This window comes from Rhodoferax sp. (assembly GCF_023700745.1).
Classification (GTDB): domain Bacteria; phylum Pseudomonadota; class Gammaproteobacteria; order Burkholderiales; family Burkholderiaceae_C; genus Rhodoferax.
This window is the reverse complement of record NZ_JAMPYG010000003.1, coordinates 64801-83074: the sequence shown is the minus strand read 5'-3', so window position 1 is coordinate 83074 and position 18274 is coordinate 64801. Positions and strand designations below refer to the sequence as shown.

The following is an 18274-nucleotide window of genomic DNA, read 5'->3' as shown; positions in this document are numbered from 1 at the left end:
CTACTTGGCGTTGACGAGCGCGTCGTCCACCAGTTGCTTCAGCTCGGCAAAGCCGAACTGGGGCAGCGGCTTGCCATTGACAAAGTACTCAGGTGTCATGGTCACGTTGAGGGTTTTGGCGTCCGCCAGATCACGTGCAATCATGGTGGCGACCTGAGGCGCATTGGCATCGTTTTGCAGTTGCACCAGGTCCATTCCCAGCGGCGCCAGCAACGGGCCGATCAACTGGACGTTGGCGGTATGGTTTTGCACCCAAGTGTCCTGGCGGGTGAACAGGGCTTCGAGCGTGGCCTCGAACTTGCCTTGCTTGCGCGAAGCTTCCAGCACCTTGACCACCGCGTCAGAGCCGGGGTGGAACGGTGCGTAGCGCAGGGTCAACCGGATTTTGCCCGGGTGTGTATCCATCAAGGCCTTGACCAGGGGGTAAAACTCGCGGCAGGTGCCACAGGCCGGGTCAAAAAACTCGACGATGTGCACCGGCGCATTGGCGTCGCCAAAACTCGGTGCATCGGCGCGTGCCAGCGACGCCATGTTTTGCGCAGCAAGCTGCGCTGCCTGCTCGGCTTGCTGCTTTTGGTAGAAGTACGTGCCAGCGGCAAAGGCCAGGATCAACAACGCGGCAACGGCGATGAAAATACTTTTTTGTTTCATTTGGAAGACCTGATAGTGCTTGCCAGCAGCAAGCCGGTGATGGTTAGAAAAGCCAAAAATGAGAGCAGGGGAATCGTCACAAAACCAAACCATTCAACCTGGATGGTTTTGCAGGGAATGCCCTGGCGACAGGGCGCCATGGTTTCAGGAATGATGCCCATCGTGAGCAAGACATGAAAGCCGGCAACCAGCAGGCCAACGACGGCCAGCGGCAAGGCGTAGCGCAGCACTTTTGGGTCGAGCGGAAACAGCCCGGCCGCCAGCACGAACACCAGCGGGAACATGAAGATGCGCTGGTACCAGCACAGCACACAAGGTGCAAAGCCCATGATCTCGCTCATGAACAAGGCGCCCAGTGTGGCCATGGCGGCGATCAGCCAGGCGCCAAAAACCAGCGTCCAGGGGGTGTTGTTTTTATTTGTCATTGCGAGGAGCGTCAGCAACGCAGCAATCCAGGCGCTTTACTCCACCAGCTCATAACGCAGCACCGTCATGCCGCCGTCGGCGGGATCGGTGGCGAAGCGAATCTTCTGGCCGGTTTTCAATTGGTCCAGCCAGGCGGTGTCTTTTACCTTGTAGGCCATGGTCATGGGCGGCATGCCATTGGGTAAAGCGCCGTGTTGCAGGGTGACCGTGCTCTTGGTTTTATCCACTTTTTTCACCAGGGCATCACCCAGGGCGTTGGCATCCACGGATGCAGCGACAGGTTTGGTGGCCTGGGCCGTGTGCATGTTGTGATCCATTTGTGCCATGGCAGAGGCTGAAAAAGCCAAACCAAGCGCCATGAAGGTGGGGGCAAGCAAAATTTTCACGGGAGTTCCTTTAGCGAAAAGTAGATAAAAACGAATGGCGCCAGTATGCCGAAGGGGCATCACTGCCAGCTGACGTTCAGATTACTTTTTTGTTATCTAAACGATTTGGCGTTTAAACCACCTCGAAATTGCCCGGTTTGAGTTTTTTCTGGCAGCTTTTGAGCGAAACATGTGCTGGTTCAAAAGCCGTCTAATGCTGTCACTTTTGTAATTGAACTGTCATTTCCTTGCGGGGATTGAGTTACTACATTAACACCAGTGATGCAGCAGTTGCGTCACCAGACCCCGAGCTTATTCGGGGAAAACTGCAGTCATCCTAAGGAGTTTTATCATGTCAATTCGTAAATCCATTTTGGTTCTGAGTCTTGTTTTTCCTGCCCTGTCTGCATTTGCATTGGACAACACAGATATCGTGAAATCCACCCAACTCAAGGACGGCTCCACCGTCTATCAGTTCAAGGATGGCAAGATGGCGATGGAAAGCAAGTTTGGTATAGCCGTGGTCATGCAAGAAGGTACAGTCATGGAAACAGCAAGTGGTGAATCGATCACAATGAAGGGAAACGAGGTTGCCAGGCTGTCTGGATACATCTATTTAGACAACCGCCCATAAGGAGCGCATCGGTATAGGTTTGATTGTTTAATTAATCCGCTGACGCGGTGGCTGTGGTGCAAGCACAGCCACCGCGTTTGTATTTGCGGTTGGCTTGCAAAGAGGCGTGTTGAGGTAGTGTGTACGCTCTTGCGCCCAGTGCAAGCAGCACGGGCGCATGTCAAAACCGGCGAGCGATTACTTGATGGGTTGGATGTCTGTGACGACCATCTGGCCATTCTCGTGAACGACCATGAAGCGTACCTTGTCGCCAACCTTGACCTGGTCGAGCATGGCTTTGTCCCTGGCCACAAAAACCATGGTCATTGGCGGCATTTCCAGGTGCTTGATCTCGCCATGCCGGATGGTGAGTTTGCCCGTTTCCTTGTCGATTTTCCGAACTTCGCCGTCCGTCAAGCTGGGCTTGGCAGGCATCTCCATGGTGTTTTGATTTGGGGGCGTTTGCGCGAGCACTGACCCTGAAAAGAGAGACGACAGGGTGATGGCTGTTGCCGCCAGCAAGCGTTTGGCTTGTTGTTTCATGATGTATGCCTTGAAAAAAGTGATAGCCACGGAATCTGTAGCGGGCCGAACCTACTTGGCGGCCACGATGACCCGGCCCTTCATACCGGCCTCGAAGTGACCTGGGTGCAGGCAGGCAAAGTCGACAGCGGTTGCTTTTGTGAATTGCCAGATCACTTCTCCCCGCTTGCCCGGCGCCAGACTGATCTTGTTGGGCTCGTCGTGCTCCATGTCGGGGAACTTCTTCATGGCTTCATAGTGTTCCAGCAATTCCTGTTGTGTCCCCAGGCTGAATTCATGTTTGACGCCATCGGTGTTTTTCAGGACAAAGCGGATCGTTTCCCCCTTTTTGACCTGAATGTCAGAGGGCTTGAAGCGCATGCCGTTGGCCATCTCCACGTTGATCGTGCGACTGACCTTGGCAGCAACGCCGGGCTTGCCAATGGGCGAGCCACCATGTCCTCCACCATGAACGCCTGCGGCCGATGCGGCAGAAGCTGCGGTAAGCAATGCGATAAAAATCAGTGCTGGAGAATTGGACGGAATGAGTTTTGAAAATTTCATGTTTACTTTTCGATTGAAGCGTGGATCACGCTAACGGGATGGGGTTCAAGAAGGCTACAACAGTGTTTTTCAGTCAGTGTGACATGCCTCCTTTGCCACTGGGCTTGATGGCGCTTGCTGCGACAGGCGCAGTCCCGGTGCTGCCCGTTGGACGCGTGGTCTGGGGTAGGGCGCCATGCCATTCATAAGCCACGGTGCCGGCTGGAAACTTGTAGGGTCCGGGGTCGCTGTAATCCCCCGGTTTCTGGTCTTTGCGCACCTTGAACACGGTGAACATGCCGCCCATTTCCAGTGGGCCAAATTGGCCAGTGCCGGTCATCATGGGCGCCGTGTTGTCAGGGATGGGCATCTGCATGTCGCCCATGTCGGCCATGCCGCGTTCGCCCATCAGCATGTAGTCGGGCGCGACCTTCTGGATTTTCCCGACCAGGCCGCGGTGATCCACGCCGATCATGGTCGGTACATCATGGCCCATGGCGTTCATGGTGTGGTGGCTCTTGTGGCAATGCATGGCCCAGTCACCCTCTTCGTCGGCAACCAGTTCAATTTGCCGCATCTGCCCCACCGCCACGTCGGTCGTGACCTCATACCAGCGGGTGTTGGGCGGTGTCGGGCCACCGTCGGTGCCGGTGACCAGAAACTCGTGCCCGTGCAGGTGGATCGGGTGGTTGGTCATGGTGAGGTTGCCGACCCGGATGCGCACACGGTCGTTCAGCCGCACATTCAGGGTGTCGATGGCCGGGAAAACGCGGCTGTTCCAGCACCAGATGTTGAAGTCGGTCATGGTGTTGATCTTGGGCGTTTTGCTGCCAGGTTCCACGTCAAACGCGTTGAGCAAAAAGCAGAAATCCCGGTCCACCTCGCTGATGTGGGGGTGCCTGGCCTTGGGGTGGGTCACCCACATGCCCATCATGCCCATGGCCATTTGCACCATTTCGTCGGCATGCGGGTGGTACATGAAGGTGCCTGGGCGGCGCGCCTCGAACTCATAGACAAAGGTCTTGCCCACAGGAATGGCGGGTTGGTTCAGGCCGCCAACACCGTCCATGCCGTTGGGCAGGCGCTGGCCATGCCAATGAATGGTGGTGTGCTCGGGCAGCTTGTTGGTGACGAAGATGCGAACGCGATCGCCTTCAACGACCTCGATCGTGGGTCCCGGGCTTTGCCCGTTGTAGCCCCACATGTTGACCTTGAAGCCCGGTGACACTTCGCGCACCACCGGTTCGGCCACCAGGTGGAATTCCTTGACGCCGTTGTTCATGCGCCAGGGCAAGGTCCAGCCGTTGAGCGTGACGACCGGGTTATAGAGTCGGCCCGTGGTCGGGACCAGCGGCGGTGCCGTTGCCACCGAGGTCTGGATGACCGCCTCGGGCAGGCCGGCCAGCGCCGAGCGCGCCACGACCAGGCCAGCCACTGAGGCGGCAGCTCCGGCAAAAAATTGTCTGCGTGAGTTGAGATTCATGTTCATGCGTTCCTGTTAGTGCGCAGCCGCCGCGGCAGCTTCACTGCCACCGCCCAGAGATACAAAACTGTCGGGTTCGCCACCTTGCAGCACCCATTGCAAGTCGGTCTCGGCGATCCAGAAGTCACGCTGGGAAGCTATGGCATCAATCACGGCCTGTGACTGATTGCGAGACTCATCCAGCAGATCCCAAACACTGCTGAGCATCCCGTTGTAGTGCAGGACCGTTTCTTCGCTGATGAATTCGCGCACCTTGAGCACCTCATCCCGCGTGCCCTTGACCAGCGCGTGGCTGGTTTGATAAGCCGCCAGCGCCAGGTCGAAATTGGCTTGATAGCGCATACTTTCAACATCTGGCAGTTGGGCCTGTATGGCCAATGCTTGTTGCTGCCATTCCCCGATGGGGACAAGCTGTCGGGGTACATCGGGCAGCGCATCGGGTAGCGTCACGTGGGTATATTGACCTCTTAAACCAAGAGTCTTGATTAAGCTGGCCTGCGCCTGGTCTGCCGCGTACTGCGCGCGCAACAAGTTCATTTGGGCAGCTGATTGCACCAGTTGCACCTGGGTTTGCTTCAGTTTGCTCCAATTGCCCACGTTCACCATACGCCGACCCAACTCGCTCGCAGCTTCGGCCGCGTCCAAAGCTGCGCGGTACTGCGTCAGCGCCTGGCGTGAGGCAACCGCTTGCAACCATGCTTTGCGCGCTTGCGCGGCCACTTCCAGCATCTCGTCCATGCCATCCACCCGGCGCTGCAGACGGGGATCAATTTCCGTCCAGCGACCTGTTGCCATCAATGTCACATTGGCCGTGCCGAGGCGGGACAACGGATGAACCATATCGCGGTGAGCCCGCCAAGCCTGACGAGTCACATCTTCAATCGTCAGCAGTTTCAGTCCGACTGGCACCTGGCTTTGGATTACTGGGGGCGACACGTTTGCCTGCTCCCATTTGAGCGCGTCCGCATGACCTCGTTTGAGCTGTCCAACTGCCTCGTTTGCCTTTCGCCAGTCTTCCTCTGCGCCGGGCGGGATGGTTTGGGCAGACCATGCCAATGGGATCGACACGAGGCCAAATAAAATGACCGGCCACACGGGTTTTGGTTTAAGTTTGAGAGGCACTATTTAACTTCCTTTTGATTTAGATCAAACAAGTTTTATTGTGCCGGTGTATCGGTATCAGCCGGATGTCTCGTAAATTACAAAACTGTCATCTTTTAAAAGTGCGGCAAACGCCGAAATTGATCTGTAAACGTAGCCGTCGAACGTTTCAAAGTAGCGCGAGCCACACCTGTCCTCACCGCGACGGCGCTATGAAAAGATCGAGTCCATTGGTTCGGTCGAAATCAAGTGACAAAAAGTAATGTAGCGATCATGTCGCAGTCGACACCCCGGTCGCACACTTCACTTGCTGCCAGTGCCACATGCCGTATTGATCGTCGTCTCGCCTCGATCTCCTTTTCCGATATTCGGCTAATCCCTTCAACATAACCAATCAGGCGGCCATTTTCGATGGTCATGGGTAGCAAGACCTGAATCAACTCGTCTGATCCGATCCGAAAACTCTGCGTGTGGCTTTCCCCTTGTTTGGGCCAGAGAGGCACGACGCTCCGGAGCGAGGCGAGTGCAGCCTCGGGGAGCGCGCTCCAGGTCTCGAAAAGCAGGCGTCTGTCAGCCCATTCTGGAAGGTATTTCAGCAGCCTGTTAAAGCTGTCGAAATGCAGACTTTCTTGTAATTTTCCGGTCATGCGTTTGTCAAGCTTTGATTTCTACATTGTCCTCAGTGATGTCGCTGTTGCCAGTTGCGTCACCGATCTCCAAGCTGATTAGAAGTCAATTCGGTGAATGAACCCCTTCTCTATAACCTACAGAAACATTGAAATGAAAAAATCTCTCCTTACTTTGGCCGTCCTGGCCGCGTCTGGCACTGCCATGGCTCAATCGTCGGTGACCTTGTATGGTCGTCTTGACGCTGGCTTTGGTCGCACCACCACTGAGACGACTGGCGCCGCACCTGTGGCATCCCAATCAAAAACCGTGGTGAACTCTTCGACTTTCAGAACCACTTACTGGGGCTTGAAGGGCACGGAAGACCTGGGCGGCGGGTTGAAGGCCAATTTCAACCTCATGTCCGCCTTTGACCTTGACAGCGGTGCAGGTGCCACAGCCGGCCTATTTGCACGCACGGCATCCGTTGGCCTGTCGGGCGGCTTCGGAAACGTGATTTTGGGTCGTCAATACACGCCTTATTACGATTTGTTTGGGGTAGTTGAAAGCATCAACAACGGCAACACTTCGCCCTCTGAAAAAGTATATGGGCTTGGTATCAAACAAGGCATTACCTATATCAGCAATTCAATTCGGTATACCTCGCCCGAGTTCAGCGGGGTCTCCGTTTCGGCTTTAGCTGGGCTGGGTGAAAATGATCAAGCACCCGGTAACCTTGGCGGCAGTGCAACCAACACCTACAGCTTGAATGTGATCTACAAAGCGGGTCCAGTTTTGCTGGGCTATGGCTACCATGAGGAAAAACTGGCTCAAAATACGGTTGGCGCACCTCAAGACAAAAACAAATACAACATGATTGGCGGCACCTATGACTTTGGTATGGCCAGGGTCAATGCCGGTTACCAAAAAGTGTCCAACGATACCGGTCGCGATGACAAGGAATACAACCTGGGTGTCACTGTGCCGGTGGGTTCTGCCGTCAAAGTCTATTTTGGCTACGCTGATTCCAACACCAGCGCTGCAGGCTTCGATTTGAATGGCAGTGGGTACAACTTGCTCGCCACTTACGACCTGTCCAAACGTACTTACCTGTACACATCCTATGACCGGACATCGATCGAAAAGGGTGTCGTTGGCGCGATCAGCACCGATGTGGCAAACAGGCTTATTGCGGGTGTTGTTCACCTGTTCTGATTTTCCGCTGGCTCCAAGGTTAAGCGTTTTAGACCCTGCCAGGCTGTCCGCCGGTGCAGGGTTTTTTTTGGACACTCGTACAGGCACGACGCCTGTTGTGGGCGATCAGGGACGCAACATGCGCGATCTCTATCCTGCGCAATTCCCTGCAACAGGAGTCCGCGCCGCCAAGACGCGCGCGCAGGTTGCGTCAGAACTGGCCGAGGCCATCCGATCTGGCACCTATCCGGTCGGAAAGCAAGATGTGATGTGCAATGAACTGCATCCCGACATGCACCCCACCATGTCAACGCGACATATGGCACCTGGCGCCCCTTGGGAATGCCCCATGTGGCGAACCGCAAAGCCTGGCCGCGTCCACGTTCTCGCACCAAATGACAAGAAAGTAATGTGGCCGTCATGTCATGGACGACGACCTGGCTCGACACTTCATACACCTTCACAGCAATTAGCTAGGATTCAAAAATGGATACGGTCACCACCACAACCCGCCGCTTTTGGCTCATGGGCGCCCTCATGCTGCCACTCGCAGCCATGGCAGCCGCGCCGCAAGGCATAAAAATGGAGGTCTGGAAAGACCCCAGTTGCGGCTGCTGCAAAGACTGGATCGCCGTGATGAAAAAGGCCGGGTTTTCGGTGCAGGTTTTTGAAACTGGCAATAACGGTATGCGGGCACAAATGGGGCTCTCGACCCAGCTCGGGTCATGCCACACCGCCCGCGTTGCCGGTTACGTGGTTGAAGGCCATGTACCGGCCCGCGAGATACACCGTTTGCTGCGGGAGAAACCGGATGCCATTGGCTTGACCGTGCCGGGCATGAAAGTGGGCTCGCCGGGCATGGATGGGCCGATCTACAAAGGCCGCAAAGATCCTTATCAAGTGCTTCTGGTCCGGCGCGATGGCAGCACCTCCGTCTATCAAAAATATGCCTGACAGACCTACAAAATTTCTTAAAGGAATTTAATCATGCAAACACGTCACTTTAATGCAAATGATGATGGACCGGCTGCCAGGCCCGATTGAAAAATGAGATTTCCTTCCACCAATACGACCCCTGTGGAGCCCACCAGGGAGCCTGGTTTTTGGCGTTCGCGCTACGCCATAGGCGTGGTCGTCATGGGTGCCGTTGCCAGCTACTTTTTGTTGACCGAGCACCTGGTGCACACCTTGGGTGCGTTGCCTTATCTGCTGCTGGCCGCTTGCCCCCTGATGCATTTGTTCATGCACCACGGTCATGATGGACATAAGCACCCGCCGGGTGATGGCGCAGCGCCAACACCGCCAGCCAAGCCAGGAGAGCCGCCATGAACCAGGACCCGTCTGCTTATGGCTTGTGGGTGCTGGTGGTGTTGAACTCGGCCATTTTCATCATGTTCGCCTACAGTTTTTTCAAACCGGCCACCGCGCGGGACTGGCGAACGTTCGGGGCGTTTTCCGCCTTCATCGTGGCGCTTTTTGTGGAGATGTACGGTTTCCCCCTCACCATTTACCTGCTGTCGGGATGGCTGCAAACCAACTATCCCGGACTCGATATCCTGAGCCATGACTCGGGACACTTGTGGTCCACCCTGCTCGGTGAAAAAGGTGACCCGCACTTTGGTATTTTGCACATCGCCAGCTACATCTTTCTGGCCTTCGGGTTCATTTTGTTGTCCAACGCGTGGCGGGTTTTGTACCACGCCCAACGCAGCAAAACGCTGGCCACAACCGGGCCGTATGCGCGCATACGCCACCCGCAGTACGTGGCTTTCGTGATGATCCTGCTGGGTTTCTTGCTGCAATGGCCTACGCTGCTGACGCTGCTCATGTTCCCTGTCCTGCTGGTCATGTACGGCCGATTGGCACGGACTGAAGAAGCCGACATGCGCGCCCTGTTTGGCCAGACGTATGCGCGTTATGCCAGCGTGACACCCCGTTTTATACCCAGCTTGTCGCGTCCGGATGCGGCACCGAATTGATCCAGGGCATGCCATGAACCACACCACGCCCCTGCCATTGACTGATCCGGTGTGCGGCATGACTGTTACCGAATCGTCCGGACACACGCTGCAGCATGAGGGTCGAACGTATTATTTTTGCAGTGCCAACTGCCAGCACAAATTTGCTGCCAATCCGGGGCAATACCTGGCCCTTGCAGCGCCTGCGGTTCCTGCAGCCCCTGCGGTAGCGCCCGAAGCGCAGCTGGCCAGTACGTCCGGCACCGTGTACACCTGCCCGATGCACCCCGAAGTGCGGCAGAATCACCCGGGGAATTGTCCGAAATGTGGCATGGCGCTGGAGTCGGTGTTGCCGACGCTGGATGAGGACGACAACACGGAATTGCGCGATTTCCAGCGCCGTTTTTGGTACTCACTTCCGTTGACCGTGGTGGTTTTTGTCCTGGCCATGGCTGGCCACCGCCAGTCATGGCTGAGCGTGACGCAACAGAGTTGGCTGGAACTGGTGTTGGCAAGCCCCATCGTGTTATGGGCGGGGTGGCCGTTTTTTGTGCGTGGCTGGCAGTCGGTGCTGAACCGCAGCCCCAACATGTGGACCCTGATTGGGCTGGGCACGGGTGCCGCCTATGGCTACAGCGTGGTGGCGGCGCTGGCACCCCAGGTCTTTCCGGACTCTTTTATCTCGATGGGGCGCGTCGCGGTGTACTTCGAGGCGGCGGCCGTGATCATTTCACTGACCCTGATGGGCCAGATGCTTGAACTCAAGGCGCGCTCGCAAACCTCGGCTGCGATCAAATCCTTGCTGGGTCTAGCACCCAAGACCGCCCGGCGCATCCGCGCCGACGGCGGCGAAGAGGATGTGCCCTTGTCCAGTGTGCATGTGGGCGACAGTTTGCGCGTGCGCCCGGGTGAAAAGGTGCCGGTGGACGGCGAGGTCATCGAAGGCAGCAGTGCCGTGGACGAGTCCATGCTCACGGGTGAGCCGATGCCTGTGACCAAGCGCGTCGGCGACAAGGTGATTGGGGCCACCATGAACACCAGCGGCGCCCTGGTGATGCGCTCGGAGCGCGTGGGCGCGGCCACCATGTTGTCGCAAATCGTGCAAATGGTGGCGCAGGCGCAGCGCTCCCGCGCGCCCATGCAGCGCATGGCCGACGTGGTGGCAGGCTACTTTGTCGTCACCGTGGTGGCCATCGCGGTGCTGACCTTTTTCGCCTGGGGTTGGTGGGGTCCGGAGCCCTCCTGGGTTTTTGGCCTGATCAATGCCGTGGCGGTGCTGATCATTGCCTGCCCCTGCGCCCTTGGGCTGGCGACACCCATGTCGATCATGGTGGCCACCGGCAAGGGCGCCGCGCAAGGGGTGCTGTTTCGCGATGCCGCCGCGATTGAGAATCTGCGCAAGGTGGACACGCTGATTGTGGACAAGACCGGCACGCTGACGGAAGGCAAACCAGCCTTTAACTGCGCCGTTCCTGCGCCCGGCGGCGATGCCGACGAGGTGCTGCGCCTGGCTGCCAGCCTGGACCAGGGCAGCGAACACCCGCTGGCCGAGGCTCTGGTGCGTGCCGCCCGGGAACGCGGGCTGACCCTGGAAAAAGCCGAAGCTTTCGAGTCGGGTTCAGGCATCGGCGTGCGCGGTCACATTGGCGGTATGCCGCTGGCACTGGGCAACACCACGTTGATGCAACAAGAAGGCGTCGTGTTGGCCCCGTTGGTCGCCAGGGCAGAAGCCTTGCGCGCCGAAGGTGCCAGCGTGATGTATCTGGCAAGCGCAGGGCAACTGCTGGGACTGGTGACCGTTTCTGATCCGGTCAAAGCGAGCACGCCGGAGGCGTTGGCGGCACTCAAAAAAGCCGGCATGCGCATCATCATGGCAACCGGCGATGGCCTGACCACCGCCAAAGCGGTGGCGAAGCAATTGGGCATTAACGAAGTGCGCGGTGAAGTCAAACCCGCCGACAAACTGGCGCTGGTCACGCGGCTGCAAAATGAGGGTCGCGTTGTCGCCATGGCAGGCGATGGCATCAACGATGCCCCGGCGCTGGCCAAAGCCAATGTCGGTATTGCCATGGGTACCGGCACCGATGTGGCCATGAACAGCGCCCAGGTGACGCTGATCAAGGGTGATTTGCGTGGCATCAGCGCGGCGATCCTGCTGTCGCACGCGACGGTCAGGAACATGAAGCAAAACCTGGTCTTTGCCTTTTTGTACAACGCTCTGGGGATTCCGATTGCCGCCGGCGTGTTGTACCCGCTCACGGGCTGGCTGCTGTCCCCGTTGATTGCGGCGCTGGCTATGAGTTTCAGCTCAGCTTCGGTGATTGGCAACGCGCTGCGGCTGCGCTGAATGGCCGTGCTGAAAATGCTGATCCTGCCGCCGCTTATTTTTTCCCTCTTTGCTTATTTGGCCTGCATCCGGGCAGAATAAGCAAAGCTTGATCCAGAAAGAAAAACTGTCATGAAAATCCTCATCGTCGAGGACGAACTCAAAACCGGTGACTACCTGAAACAAGGTCTGACCGAGGCCGGGTTCATGGTCGATCTGGCCCGTGATGGTGTCGACGGACTCCATTTTGCCTTGACTGAAAACTACGATCTGGCCATTCTGGATGTGATGCTGCCCGGCATCGATGGCTGGGGGGTGCTGGCCGGCATTCGCCGCTCCGGCAAAGACCTACCCGTCATGTTTTTGACCGCCCGCGATGCGGTGGACGACCGCGTCAAGGGACTGGAACTGGGTGCCGATGACTATTTGCTCAAACCCTTTGCCTTTTCCGAGCTGCTGGCACGCGTGCGCACGCTGTTGCGCCGGGGTGGCAAAGCGCCGACCGACCCCTTTTTGCGCGCGGCCAATCTGGAGCTGGACTTGCTGCGCCGGCGTGTCAGCCGCGCCGGCCAGCGCATCGACCTGACCGCCAAGGAATTTGCCCTGCTGGAGCTGCTGCTGCGGCGCCAGGGCGAGGTGCTGCCGCGTTCACTGATTGCCTCGCAGGTGTGGGACATGAACTTTGATTCCGACACCAACGTTATTGAAGTCGCCATGCGCCGGCTGCGCGCCAAGGTAGACGACATGTTCGAGCCCAAACTGATTCGGACTGTGCGCGGCATGGGCTACGTGCTGGAGGATCCCACTTGCGCAACATGAACCGGATCTCCTTGACGCAGCGCTTGACGCTGATGTTTGTCTCAGCGGCATCGTCGGTGCTGCTGGTGCTTGGTTTTGTCATCGCCGCCTCGGTTGAGCAACACTTTGAAGACCTTGACATGGAGGTGCTCTCCGGCAAGATGGAGTTGACCCGGCAGGCCCTCCATACCGTGACTTCACACGAGGGCTTAACGCAGTTCACGCACCAATTGGCACAGTCATTGGTGGGTCATCCAGGGCTGGAAGTGATGGTGATTGATGCGGATCATTCGGTTGTTTTTGCGACTGGCAACGCCAACTTCAGTCCCGAAGTGGTGGTCTCCCTGGCCAGGCTGGCACATGGTCGGCCCGACTTATGGGAGCAGGGCAGCCAGACGTACCGTGGGTTGGCGGCGCAAATTCCGACGGCCATGCTGGACCGCAACGGCCTTGCGGTCAATGTGTACGTTGCGGTGGCAACTGACATTGCGCAGCACACGGCTTACTTGAGCGCGTTCCTTAAAACACTGTGGTTGTTTGTGGCAGCGGCCGTCGCGGTGACTGGTGTGCTGGGCTGGGCTGCGGTGCGCCGGGGGCTGATGCCCTTGCGCACGATGCGCGAGCAGGCCCAGGTGGTGACGGCGCAGCAACTCAGTCATCGTCTGCCAGTGCAGCATATGCCGGTGGAGTTGGCTGAGTTGGCGCAGTCGCTCAATGACATGCTGGCGCGACTCGATGAAGCCTTCACGCGCCTGTCTGATTTTTCAAGCGACATCGCGCACGAGCTGCGCACCCCGGTGAGCAATCTGATGACGCAAACCCAGGTGGTCTTGTCGCGCCCGCGTGATGTCGCCGAATACTGCAGTGTGCTCGAATCAAATGCGGAAGAACTGGATCGCATGGCGCGCATGATTTCTGACATGTTGCTGCTGGCCAAGGCCGAGAATGGTCTGGTGGTGCCGAGCCGGGAGACCGTTGACCTGGCCAAGGAAGTGCGTGCCTTGTTTGATTATTACGAAGCCGTGGCCGACGAGAAAAATTTGCAGCTCAGTCTGAGCGCCACGGGCGCTGTGTCGGTGCTGGCCGATCGTCTGATGCTGCGCCGGGCGCTGGGCAACCTGCTGTCCAATGCCATACGCCACGCCAACCCGGACAGCTGTGTCCGGGTGACGTTGGGCCAGGCCTCCGACGCGCTAACGGTGATGGTGGAAAATGTGGGCGACACCATTGCGCCCGAATTTCTGGAGCGCATTTTTGACCGCTTCTTCCGGGTTGACCCGGCACGCCAACACGGTGACGGCACGGGCTTGGGCCTGGCCATTGCCAAGTCCATCATCCTGGGGCATGGGGGCACCATCGCGGCAACTTCTGCTGGTGCGGTCACAACATTCACCATCAAACTGCCCGCTACCCCCATGCTGACGTAGTTCACCCATCGAGAGGGTCAGGGCCTGTTGGCTTGGTACTTTTCCATGTACAAGCGCGCGACCTCGTTGCCCGTCATGGTGATGGTTTTGCCGTCAGTGGTTTCCATTTTCACACCCTCTTTCATGTAGACAATCTTGCCGTTTTTGTCTTCCATGGCCATCTTGCCGTCTTTGTAGTGGTGCATGGTGGTGCCGTCCTTCAACTGGATGGATTGCACTCTGTCGGCGTCTCCGGCTCCAGCGGCGACTGCGGACAGCGCGGTGGCAACAAGACCCAAGGCGATCAGCGATTTGCGAATAGACATGATAAAACTCCTATGTGTGGATAACAGCTCCGACGGGCATTTCCCCTGGGGGCCGGTGACACAAATGCTGCGTCACTGGTGTTAATGTAAAAACCACAAGGCGTCACTCACATGACCACGCGATTACAAGAATGACAGGTGCAAATTCCAGCAGCGCGAAGAAGCCATTTACCAGGCGGAAACGGCGCGCCGCTGGTCCAGACTGACCCGCGATTGGCGCCATGTCGAGCGCGTGGAACTCAATCCCGACAAACCAAGGACCAAGGACCTTGAACACCTCAAAAAATTTGCTCCATCACCTTTACGCGACAACTACCTTGACAACCGCCGTCAGCAGGTCATCGAATTGAAGGATGACTCGACGGTTTACATCTTCAAGGATGGAAAAAGACACTGTGATGGAAACCAAGGACGGTCAGAAGATCATCATGCATGGTGATGAAGTGATGCGCCTCGATAACCTTCTGCATCAAGGCCATCGCGGTTGATATCATTGCACCCAATGTTCAGGCGGCTCCTTCGGGAGCCGTTTCCGTTTTGAAGTACCGTTTGACGACTGAGTTCAATTCGGCCGCCCACTGATCGCTTTCCCAAGTACGGCTCATTGCATATAGGCCAGGCGCAAGCTCAAAGAATGTTGCAAATATTGCTGGGTCGAAATGAGTACCGCTTTCACGCTCCATGATGAGCAGTGTTTCTTCCAGTGAGATTGCTTTTTTGTAAGGGCGTACCGAAGTCAGCGCATCGAATACGTCGGCCAGTGCAAAAATTCTGGCTGTCAACGGAATATTTGTCCCGGATAGTCCATCCGGGTAGCCGCTGCCATCAAAATGCTCATGGTGGTGGCGGATCGTTTGTTCGGCACCGATCAGCCAAGGATTGCCGGCAACGATCTCCACACCAAGCACAGCGTGGGTCTGCATGACCTTGAACTCATCCTGATCCAATTTACCCGGTTTGCGCAGGATTCGATCGGGAATCCCAATCTTGCCGACATCATGTAAAAAAGCGCCCAACACCAAGTTGGAAATCGTCTCCGTCGGAACGTTCAAGGCCTCAGCAACAGCCACCGAAAACAGGGTGACCCGATAATTGTGCGCGTCGGTGTCGGCATCACGCTTGGCAATTGCATTCCCCAGCGAACGAATCAGCGACAAGTTGGCATCAAGCAGCTGCCGCGACAGGAAATTGGAACGCCGCAGCATGGCCAGCATAAGCGGGTACAACAATAATGCCGCTACCGGCACCGACAAACTTGCTGCCAGTGCCACATGCCGTATTGATCGTCGTCTCGCCTCGATCTCCTTTTCCGATATTCGGCTAATTCCTTCAATATAACCAATCAGGCGGCCATTTTCGATGGTCATGGGTAGCAAGACCTGAATCAACTCGTCTGATCCGATTAGAAAACTCTGCGTGTGGCTTTCCCCTTGTTTGGGCCAGAGAGGCACGACGCTCCGGAGCGAGGCGAGTGCAGCCTCGGGGAGCGCGCTCCAGGTCTCGAAAAGCAGGCGCCTGTCAGCCCCAAAAACCCGCATACCTGCCAGTTCGTCACGCAGGATCCGGACAAGTTCCTGATGATCGGCCAGGTCCTGCTCCCCCGCCAATCGCATCGCTGGCGACTCGAAGTGACGCACGCCGGCAATCGCCAGTTCCTTGACGCGTATCTCGGCTTCGTAGGATGCCGCCCAGTAGGCAATACCACCGGCCAATATCCCGATTACCACGGCACCAACACCGAGCCGAAGGGCCAAAGCAAGACGTAACCGGCAAGGAGTATCAGGCAGTGCAAAGTGATTCATTTGAGGTTCTGCAGGAGTTCCAAGAAGTGCTTGAAGTGTCCGCTGACGCGATCCAGTGAAAACTGGTACATCAACGAATTCTCGGAAAATTTCTGGCGCTCGGCATCCATTTCCAACGTATTGCCATCCGCCGCCTTGCCCCGCAGTTCTTGCACCCGGACCTCCGTGAGCACCATGTCCGGCCCCGGCATTCCCGACTTGCTGTGCGATCGCCTGATTCAGTGCATCCGAAAATGACGCATTATTGGCATTGCCAGATGGCGTGCCATGCCCTTCGTGCCCCCCTTGTACCGGAGGCGGAGAACTGTTCACTGCGGGCGGGACTGACGAGGCGCCGGCCACGGCTTCCAACTATTCGTTCATGATCAGAATAGCCTTCACAGGGTCAATCTGGCCGATCTCATGCCATTTCAATTCGCTGTCCGTCACAGACAACTCTGCTTGGCAACCATGGTTGCATTCGACAACCCAGCGCTTCTGGAGCACATTCAGGCAAAAGCTATAGCTCAACCGCTTCGGGTCGCAGCCAACTGCTAGCGCCAGCGTTTGACAAACGCAGCGATCGCCATGCTCTGCCGGTTTTCGGATATCCATGTGGAAGTGACAAGGCCCCGTTACCAGGGCCCCATTTCCCAAAGTTTATTTCCCATCTCTCGGATGGAAATGCTTGCTCTTATCCTTGGCTGCATTCGGCTTGTCCGTCTTCGCCTCCGCCGGCATGCTTTGCGGCACACCGGTTTTCTCCTGCACATGGAAGTGCGACTTGGCCTTGTCAGCCTGCGCTTCGGCAGCCTTCGGGGCTGCCATCTTGTCGTCAGCATAAGTGGCACCGCTCAGTGCGGCACCAGCAAATAGTACGGCAGCGATAAGTGAAGAGATTTTCATGATCTTGGCTTCTGGGTTTTGAGGGAATCTGCAAAGTCAGAATCACATGGACAGCGTCAGTTTGGGCGATTGACGCTGTCAGCCAAGTGACTTGTGATTACATGCTGACGTAGGCCACCCATCGAGAGGGTCAGGGCCTGTTGGCTTGGTACTTTTCCAGGAACAAGCGCGCAACCTCGTTGCCCGACATGGTGATGGTTTTGCCGTCAGTGGTTTCCATTTTCACGCCTTCTTGCATATAGACGGCATTGCCGTATTTGCCTTCCATGGCCATCTTGCCGTCTTTGTATTGGTGCACGGTGGTGCCGTCTTTCAACTGGATGGATTGCACTTTGTCGGCGTCTCCGGCGGCGACTGCGGACAGCGCGGTGGCAACGAGACTCAAAGCGATCAGGGATTGGCGAATGGACATGATAAAACTCCTTGGTGTAGATAACAGCTCCGACGGGTATTTCCCTGGGAGTCTGGTGACACAACTGCTGCGTCACTGGTGTTAATGTAGAAACCATAAGGCGTCACTCACATGACCACGCGATTACAAGAACGACAGGTGCAAATTCCAGCAGCGCGAAGAAGCCGGTTGCCAGGCGAAAAGGGCGCGCATCCTGTTACAGAACTTGCATTTTCAGTGGCGACTTTGAGCGTCATGGCGCATAGCATGATGTTTTTTTAAAGGAAACCAATGGCAATGTCACCGAACTTCTTCAATAAACGCGAAACCGAGCTTGCTGCGGCCAGGCATGTGGTTCCCCTGCCGGCGCAAGGCGCCGGTTATGGCGCATCCAGCGGCACGGCGACCCAGCAGGGGACGAGTCCTGCCAACGTGGCTGCCAGCACAGTTGCAGCTGCGTCTGCGACGGCACCGGTTGGCGGCAGCAAGCTCATCGTCGGGCCCAACATCAAGCTCAAAGGCGTGGAGATCACGGACTGCGACACGTTGGTGGTCGAGGGGCTGGTCGAGGCCACCATGGATTCGCGCTTGATGGAAATTGCGGAGCAAGGTTCTTTCAAGGGCTCAGCCGAGATCGACATTGCCGAGATTCACGGCCAGTTTGACGGCAATTTGACGGTCCGCCAGAAGCTGGTGATCTATGCGACTGGCAAGGTGACGGGCAAGATCCGTTATGGCAAAGTGGTCATTGAAGAGGGTGGCCAACTGTCTGGCGATATTCAGTTTGGCGCCACGCCCGGCCCGCGCGCCGGCAACGCGGAAAAGCCGACCCTGACCGTGGCGGGCAGATAAGAAAAAAGGCGCGGGTGAACGTCACC

23 protein-coding genes and 1 pseudogene are annotated in these 18274 nt (G+C 57.1%); 10 read left to right on the top strand and 14 right to left on the bottom strand.

What is annotated here, in order from left to right; all coding sequences use genetic code 11:
* The 3 genes from NDJ10_RS04245 to NDJ10_RS04235 are packed head-to-tail and all read right to left on the bottom strand — an operon-like array spanning nucleotide 1 to nucleotide 1463.
* Nucleotides 1-651 carry a thioredoxin domain-containing protein gene (locus NDJ10_RS04245; RefSeq protein ID WP_296159918.1) on the bottom strand — a complete coding sequence of 217 codons (651 nt, stop codon included), beginning with the start codon at nucleotides 649-651 and terminating at the stop codon, nucleotides 1-3.
* Nucleotides 648-1076, bottom strand: coding sequence for a disulfide bond formation protein B (locus NDJ10_RS04240; protein WP_296159916.1), 429 nt, complete (start codon nucleotides 1074-1076; stop codon nucleotides 648-650). Before NDJ10_RS04240 ends, NDJ10_RS04245 begins: the two co-directional genes overlap by 4 nt.
* 36 nt (nucleotides 1077-1112) lie before the next feature.
* Complete coding sequence (locus NDJ10_RS04235) at nucleotides 1113-1463, bottom strand: copper-binding protein (RefSeq protein WP_296159915.1); 351 nt, start codon at nucleotides 1461-1463, stop codon at nucleotides 1113-1115.
* A gap of 331 nt (nucleotides 1464-1794) precedes the next feature.
* Between NDJ10_RS04235 and NDJ10_RS04230 the strand changes: the two genes are divergently transcribed.
* The gene (locus NDJ10_RS04230; protein ID WP_296159914.1) at nucleotides 1795-2076 is read left to right on the top strand and encodes a CopK family periplasmic copper-binding protein; all 282 of its coding nucleotides are present in this window, start codon (nucleotides 1795-1797) and stop codon (nucleotides 2074-2076) included.
* 177 nt (nucleotides 2077-2253) lie between these two features.
* Here NDJ10_RS04230 and NDJ10_RS04225 read toward each other — a convergent pair whose 3' ends face one another.
* The 5 genes from NDJ10_RS04225 to NDJ10_RS04205 form a co-directional block, all read right to left on the bottom strand.
* A complete protein-coding gene (locus tag NDJ10_RS04225; RefSeq protein ID WP_296159913.1) occupies nucleotides 2254-2598 on the bottom strand; it encodes a copper-binding protein in 345 nt (114 codons plus the stop codon).
* Nucleotides 2599-2649: 51 nt separating this feature from the next.
* On the bottom strand, nucleotides 2650-3141 hold the full coding sequence (locus NDJ10_RS04220) for a cupredoxin family protein (RefSeq protein WP_296159912.1): 492 nt from the start codon (nucleotides 3139-3141) through the stop codon (nucleotides 2650-2652).
* Nucleotides 3142-3214: 73 nt separating this feature from the next.
* On the bottom strand, nucleotides 3215-4603 hold the full coding sequence (locus NDJ10_RS04215; RefSeq protein WP_296159911.1) for a copper oxidase: 1389 nt from the start codon (nucleotides 4601-4603) through the stop codon (nucleotides 3215-3217).
* A 15-nt stretch (nucleotides 4604-4618) separates the two neighbouring features.
* Nucleotides 4619-5725 (bottom strand): TolC family protein, encoded by a 1107-nt coding sequence (locus NDJ10_RS04210; RefSeq protein WP_296159910.1) that lies wholly within the window; start codon nucleotides 5723-5725, stop codon nucleotides 4619-4621.
* Nucleotides 5726-5949: 224 nt separating this feature from the next.
* Entirely contained in the window at nucleotides 5950-6351 is a 402-nt protein-coding gene (locus NDJ10_RS04205; RefSeq protein ID WP_296159909.1) for a hypothetical protein, read from the bottom strand.
* Nucleotides 6352-6484: 133 nt separating this feature from the next.
* Between NDJ10_RS04205 and NDJ10_RS04200 the strand changes: the two genes are divergently transcribed.
* From NDJ10_RS04200 to NDJ10_RS04170, 7 genes are all read left to right on the top strand, one after another.
* The gene (locus tag NDJ10_RS04200) at nucleotides 6485-7525 is read left to right on the top strand and encodes a porin (protein WP_296159908.1); all 1041 of its coding nucleotides are present in this window, start codon (nucleotides 6485-6487) and stop codon (nucleotides 7523-7525) included.
* 465 nt (nucleotides 7526-7990) lie between these two features.
* Nucleotides 7991-8458 carry a DUF411 domain-containing protein gene (locus tag NDJ10_RS04195; protein ID WP_296159907.1) on the top strand — a complete coding sequence of 156 codons (468 nt, stop codon included), beginning with the start codon at nucleotides 7991-7993 and terminating at the stop codon, nucleotides 8456-8458.
* A gap of 93 nt (nucleotides 8459-8551) precedes the next feature.
* Nucleotides 8552-8833, top strand: a complete 282-nt coding sequence (locus NDJ10_RS04190; RefSeq protein WP_296159906.1) for a DUF2933 domain-containing protein — start codon at nucleotides 8552-8554, stop codon at nucleotides 8831-8833.
* Nucleotides 8830-9483 (top strand): isoprenylcysteine carboxylmethyltransferase family protein, encoded by a 654-nt coding sequence (locus NDJ10_RS04185; RefSeq protein WP_296159905.1) that lies wholly within the window; start codon nucleotides 8830-8832, stop codon nucleotides 9481-9483. Before NDJ10_RS04190 ends, NDJ10_RS04185 begins: the two co-directional genes overlap by 4 nt.
* Before the next feature lie 13 nt (nucleotides 9484-9496).
* Nucleotides 9497-11809: a heavy metal translocating P-type ATPase gene (locus NDJ10_RS04180; protein ID WP_363318685.1), complete on the top strand. Its 2313-nt coding sequence runs from the start codon at nucleotides 9497-9499 to the stop codon at nucleotides 11807-11809.
* A gap of 111 nt (nucleotides 11810-11920) precedes the next feature.
* Nucleotides 11921-12607 (top strand): heavy metal response regulator transcription factor, encoded by a 687-nt coding sequence (locus NDJ10_RS04175; protein WP_296159903.1) that lies wholly within the window; start codon nucleotides 11921-11923, stop codon nucleotides 12605-12607.
* Nucleotides 12604-14013, top strand: a complete 1410-nt coding sequence (locus tag NDJ10_RS04170; RefSeq protein ID WP_296159902.1) for a heavy metal sensor histidine kinase — start codon at nucleotides 12604-12606, stop codon at nucleotides 14011-14013. Before NDJ10_RS04175 ends, NDJ10_RS04170 begins: the two co-directional genes overlap by 4 nt.
* Before the next feature lie 17 nt (nucleotides 14014-14030).
* On the opposite strand, the gene NDJ10_RS04165 is transcribed toward NDJ10_RS04170, so the two are convergent.
* Entirely contained in the window at nucleotides 14031-14318 is a 288-nt protein-coding gene (locus NDJ10_RS04165; RefSeq protein WP_296159901.1) for a CopK family periplasmic copper-binding protein, read from the bottom strand.
* A 232-nt stretch (nucleotides 14319-14550) separates the two neighbouring features.
* Between NDJ10_RS04165 and NDJ10_RS15260 the strand changes: the two are divergent.
* Nucleotides 14551-14737: pseudogene (locus NDJ10_RS15260) on the top strand (CopK family periplasmic copper-binding protein); the annotation flags it as partial.
* Between the two features lie 87 nt (nucleotides 14738-14824).
* Here NDJ10_RS15260 and NDJ10_RS04155 read toward each other — a convergent pair.
* The 5 genes from NDJ10_RS04155 to NDJ10_RS04135 form a co-directional block, all read right to left on the bottom strand.
* Nucleotides 14825-16120 carry an HD-GYP domain-containing protein gene (locus NDJ10_RS04155; RefSeq protein WP_296159899.1) on the bottom strand — a complete coding sequence of 432 codons (1296 nt, stop codon included), beginning with the start codon at nucleotides 16118-16120 and terminating at the stop codon, nucleotides 14825-14827.
* On the bottom strand, nucleotides 16117-16311 hold the full coding sequence (locus NDJ10_RS04150) for a hypothetical protein (protein WP_296159898.1): 195 nt from the start codon (nucleotides 16309-16311) through the stop codon (nucleotides 16117-16119). Before NDJ10_RS04150 ends, NDJ10_RS04155 begins: the two co-directional genes overlap by 4 nt.
* A gap of 160 nt (nucleotides 16312-16471) precedes the next feature.
* The gene (locus NDJ10_RS04145; protein ID WP_296159896.1) at nucleotides 16472-16714 is read right to left on the bottom strand and encodes a hypothetical protein; all 243 of its coding nucleotides are present in this window, start codon (nucleotides 16712-16714) and stop codon (nucleotides 16472-16474) included.
* 45 nt (nucleotides 16715-16759) lie between these two features.
* Nucleotides 16760-17005, bottom strand: coding sequence for a hypothetical protein (locus NDJ10_RS04140; protein ID WP_296159895.1), 246 nt, complete (start codon nucleotides 17003-17005; stop codon nucleotides 16760-16762).
* 130 nt (nucleotides 17006-17135) lie between these two features.
* Nucleotides 17136-17417, bottom strand: a complete 282-nt coding sequence (locus NDJ10_RS04135; protein WP_296159894.1) for a CopK family periplasmic copper-binding protein — start codon at nucleotides 17415-17417, stop codon at nucleotides 17136-17138.
* A 270-nt stretch (nucleotides 17418-17687) separates the two neighbouring features.
* Between NDJ10_RS04135 and NDJ10_RS04130 the strand changes: the two genes are divergently transcribed.
* A complete protein-coding gene (locus NDJ10_RS04130; RefSeq protein WP_296159893.1) occupies nucleotides 17688-18248 on the top strand; it encodes a polymer-forming cytoskeletal protein in 561 nt (186 codons plus the stop codon).
* The last annotated feature ends 26 nt before the right edge of the window (nucleotides 18249-18274 follow it).

Coding starts and splice junctions, on each gene's coding strand:
- NDJ10_RS04245 (WP_296159918.1), bottom strand. CDS start 651: ATGAAACAAAAAAGTATTTTCATCGCCGTTGCCGCGTTGTTGATCCTG.
- NDJ10_RS04240 (WP_296159916.1), bottom strand. CDS start 1,076: ATGACAAATAAAAACAACACCCCCTGGACGCTGGTTTTTGGCGCCTGG.
- NDJ10_RS04230 (WP_296159914.1), top strand. CDS start 1,795: ATGTCAATTCGTAAATCCATTTTGGTTCTGAGTCTTGTTTTTCCTGCC.
- NDJ10_RS04225 (WP_296159913.1), bottom strand. CDS start 2,598: ATGAAACAACAAGCCAAACGCTTGCTGGCGGCAACAGCCATCACCCTG.
- NDJ10_RS04220 (WP_296159912.1), bottom strand. CDS start 3,141: ATGAAATTTTCAAAACTCATTCCGTCCAATTCTCCAGCACTGATTTTT.
- NDJ10_RS04215 (WP_296159911.1), bottom strand. CDS start 4,603: ATGAATCTCAACTCACGCAGACAATTTTTTGCCGGAGCTGCCGCCTCA.
- NDJ10_RS04205 (WP_296159909.1), bottom strand. CDS start 6,351: ATGACCGGAAAATTACAAGAAAGTCTGCATTTCGACAGCTTTAACAGG.
- NDJ10_RS04200 (WP_296159908.1), top strand. CDS start 6,485: ATGAAAAAATCTCTCCTTACTTTGGCCGTCCTGGCCGCGTCTGGCACT.
- NDJ10_RS04195 (WP_296159907.1), top strand. CDS start 7,991: ATGGATACGGTCACCACCACAACCCGCCGCTTTTGGCTCATGGGCGCC.
- NDJ10_RS04190 (WP_296159906.1), top strand. CDS start 8,552: ATGAGATTTCCTTCCACCAATACGACCCCTGTGGAGCCCACCAGGGAG.
- NDJ10_RS04185 (WP_296159905.1), top strand. CDS start 8,830: ATGAACCAGGACCCGTCTGCTTATGGCTTGTGGGTGCTGGTGGTGTTG.
- NDJ10_RS04180 (WP_363318685.1), top strand. CDS start 9,497: ATGAACCACACCACGCCCCTGCCATTGACTGATCCGGTGTGCGGCATG.
- NDJ10_RS04175 (WP_296159903.1), top strand. CDS start 11,921: ATGAAAATCCTCATCGTCGAGGACGAACTCAAAACCGGTGACTACCTG.
- NDJ10_RS04170 (WP_296159902.1), top strand. CDS start 12,604: ATGAACCGGATCTCCTTGACGCAGCGCTTGACGCTGATGTTTGTCTCA.
- NDJ10_RS04165 (WP_296159901.1), bottom strand. CDS start 14,318: ATGTCTATTCGCAAATCGCTGATCGCCTTGGGTCTTGTTGCCACCGCG.
- NDJ10_RS04155 (WP_296159899.1), bottom strand. CDS start 16,120: ATGAATCACTTTGCACTGCCTGATACTCCTTGCCGGTTACGTCTTGCT.
- NDJ10_RS04150 (WP_296159898.1), bottom strand. CDS start 16,311: ATGCCGGGGCCGGACATGGTGCTCACGGAGGTCCGGGTGCAAGAACTG.
- NDJ10_RS04145 (WP_296159896.1), bottom strand. CDS start 16,714: ATGGATATCCGAAAACCGGCAGAGCATGGCGATCGCTGCGTTTGTCAA.
- NDJ10_RS04140 (WP_296159895.1), bottom strand. CDS start 17,005: ATGAAAATCTCTTCACTTATCGCTGCCGTACTATTTGCTGGTGCCGCA.
- NDJ10_RS04135 (WP_296159894.1), bottom strand. CDS start 17,417: ATGTCCATTCGCCAATCCCTGATCGCTTTGAGTCTCGTTGCCACCGCG.
- NDJ10_RS04130 (WP_296159893.1), top strand. CDS start 17,688: ATGGCAATGTCACCGAACTTCTTCAATAAACGCGAAACCGAGCTTGCT.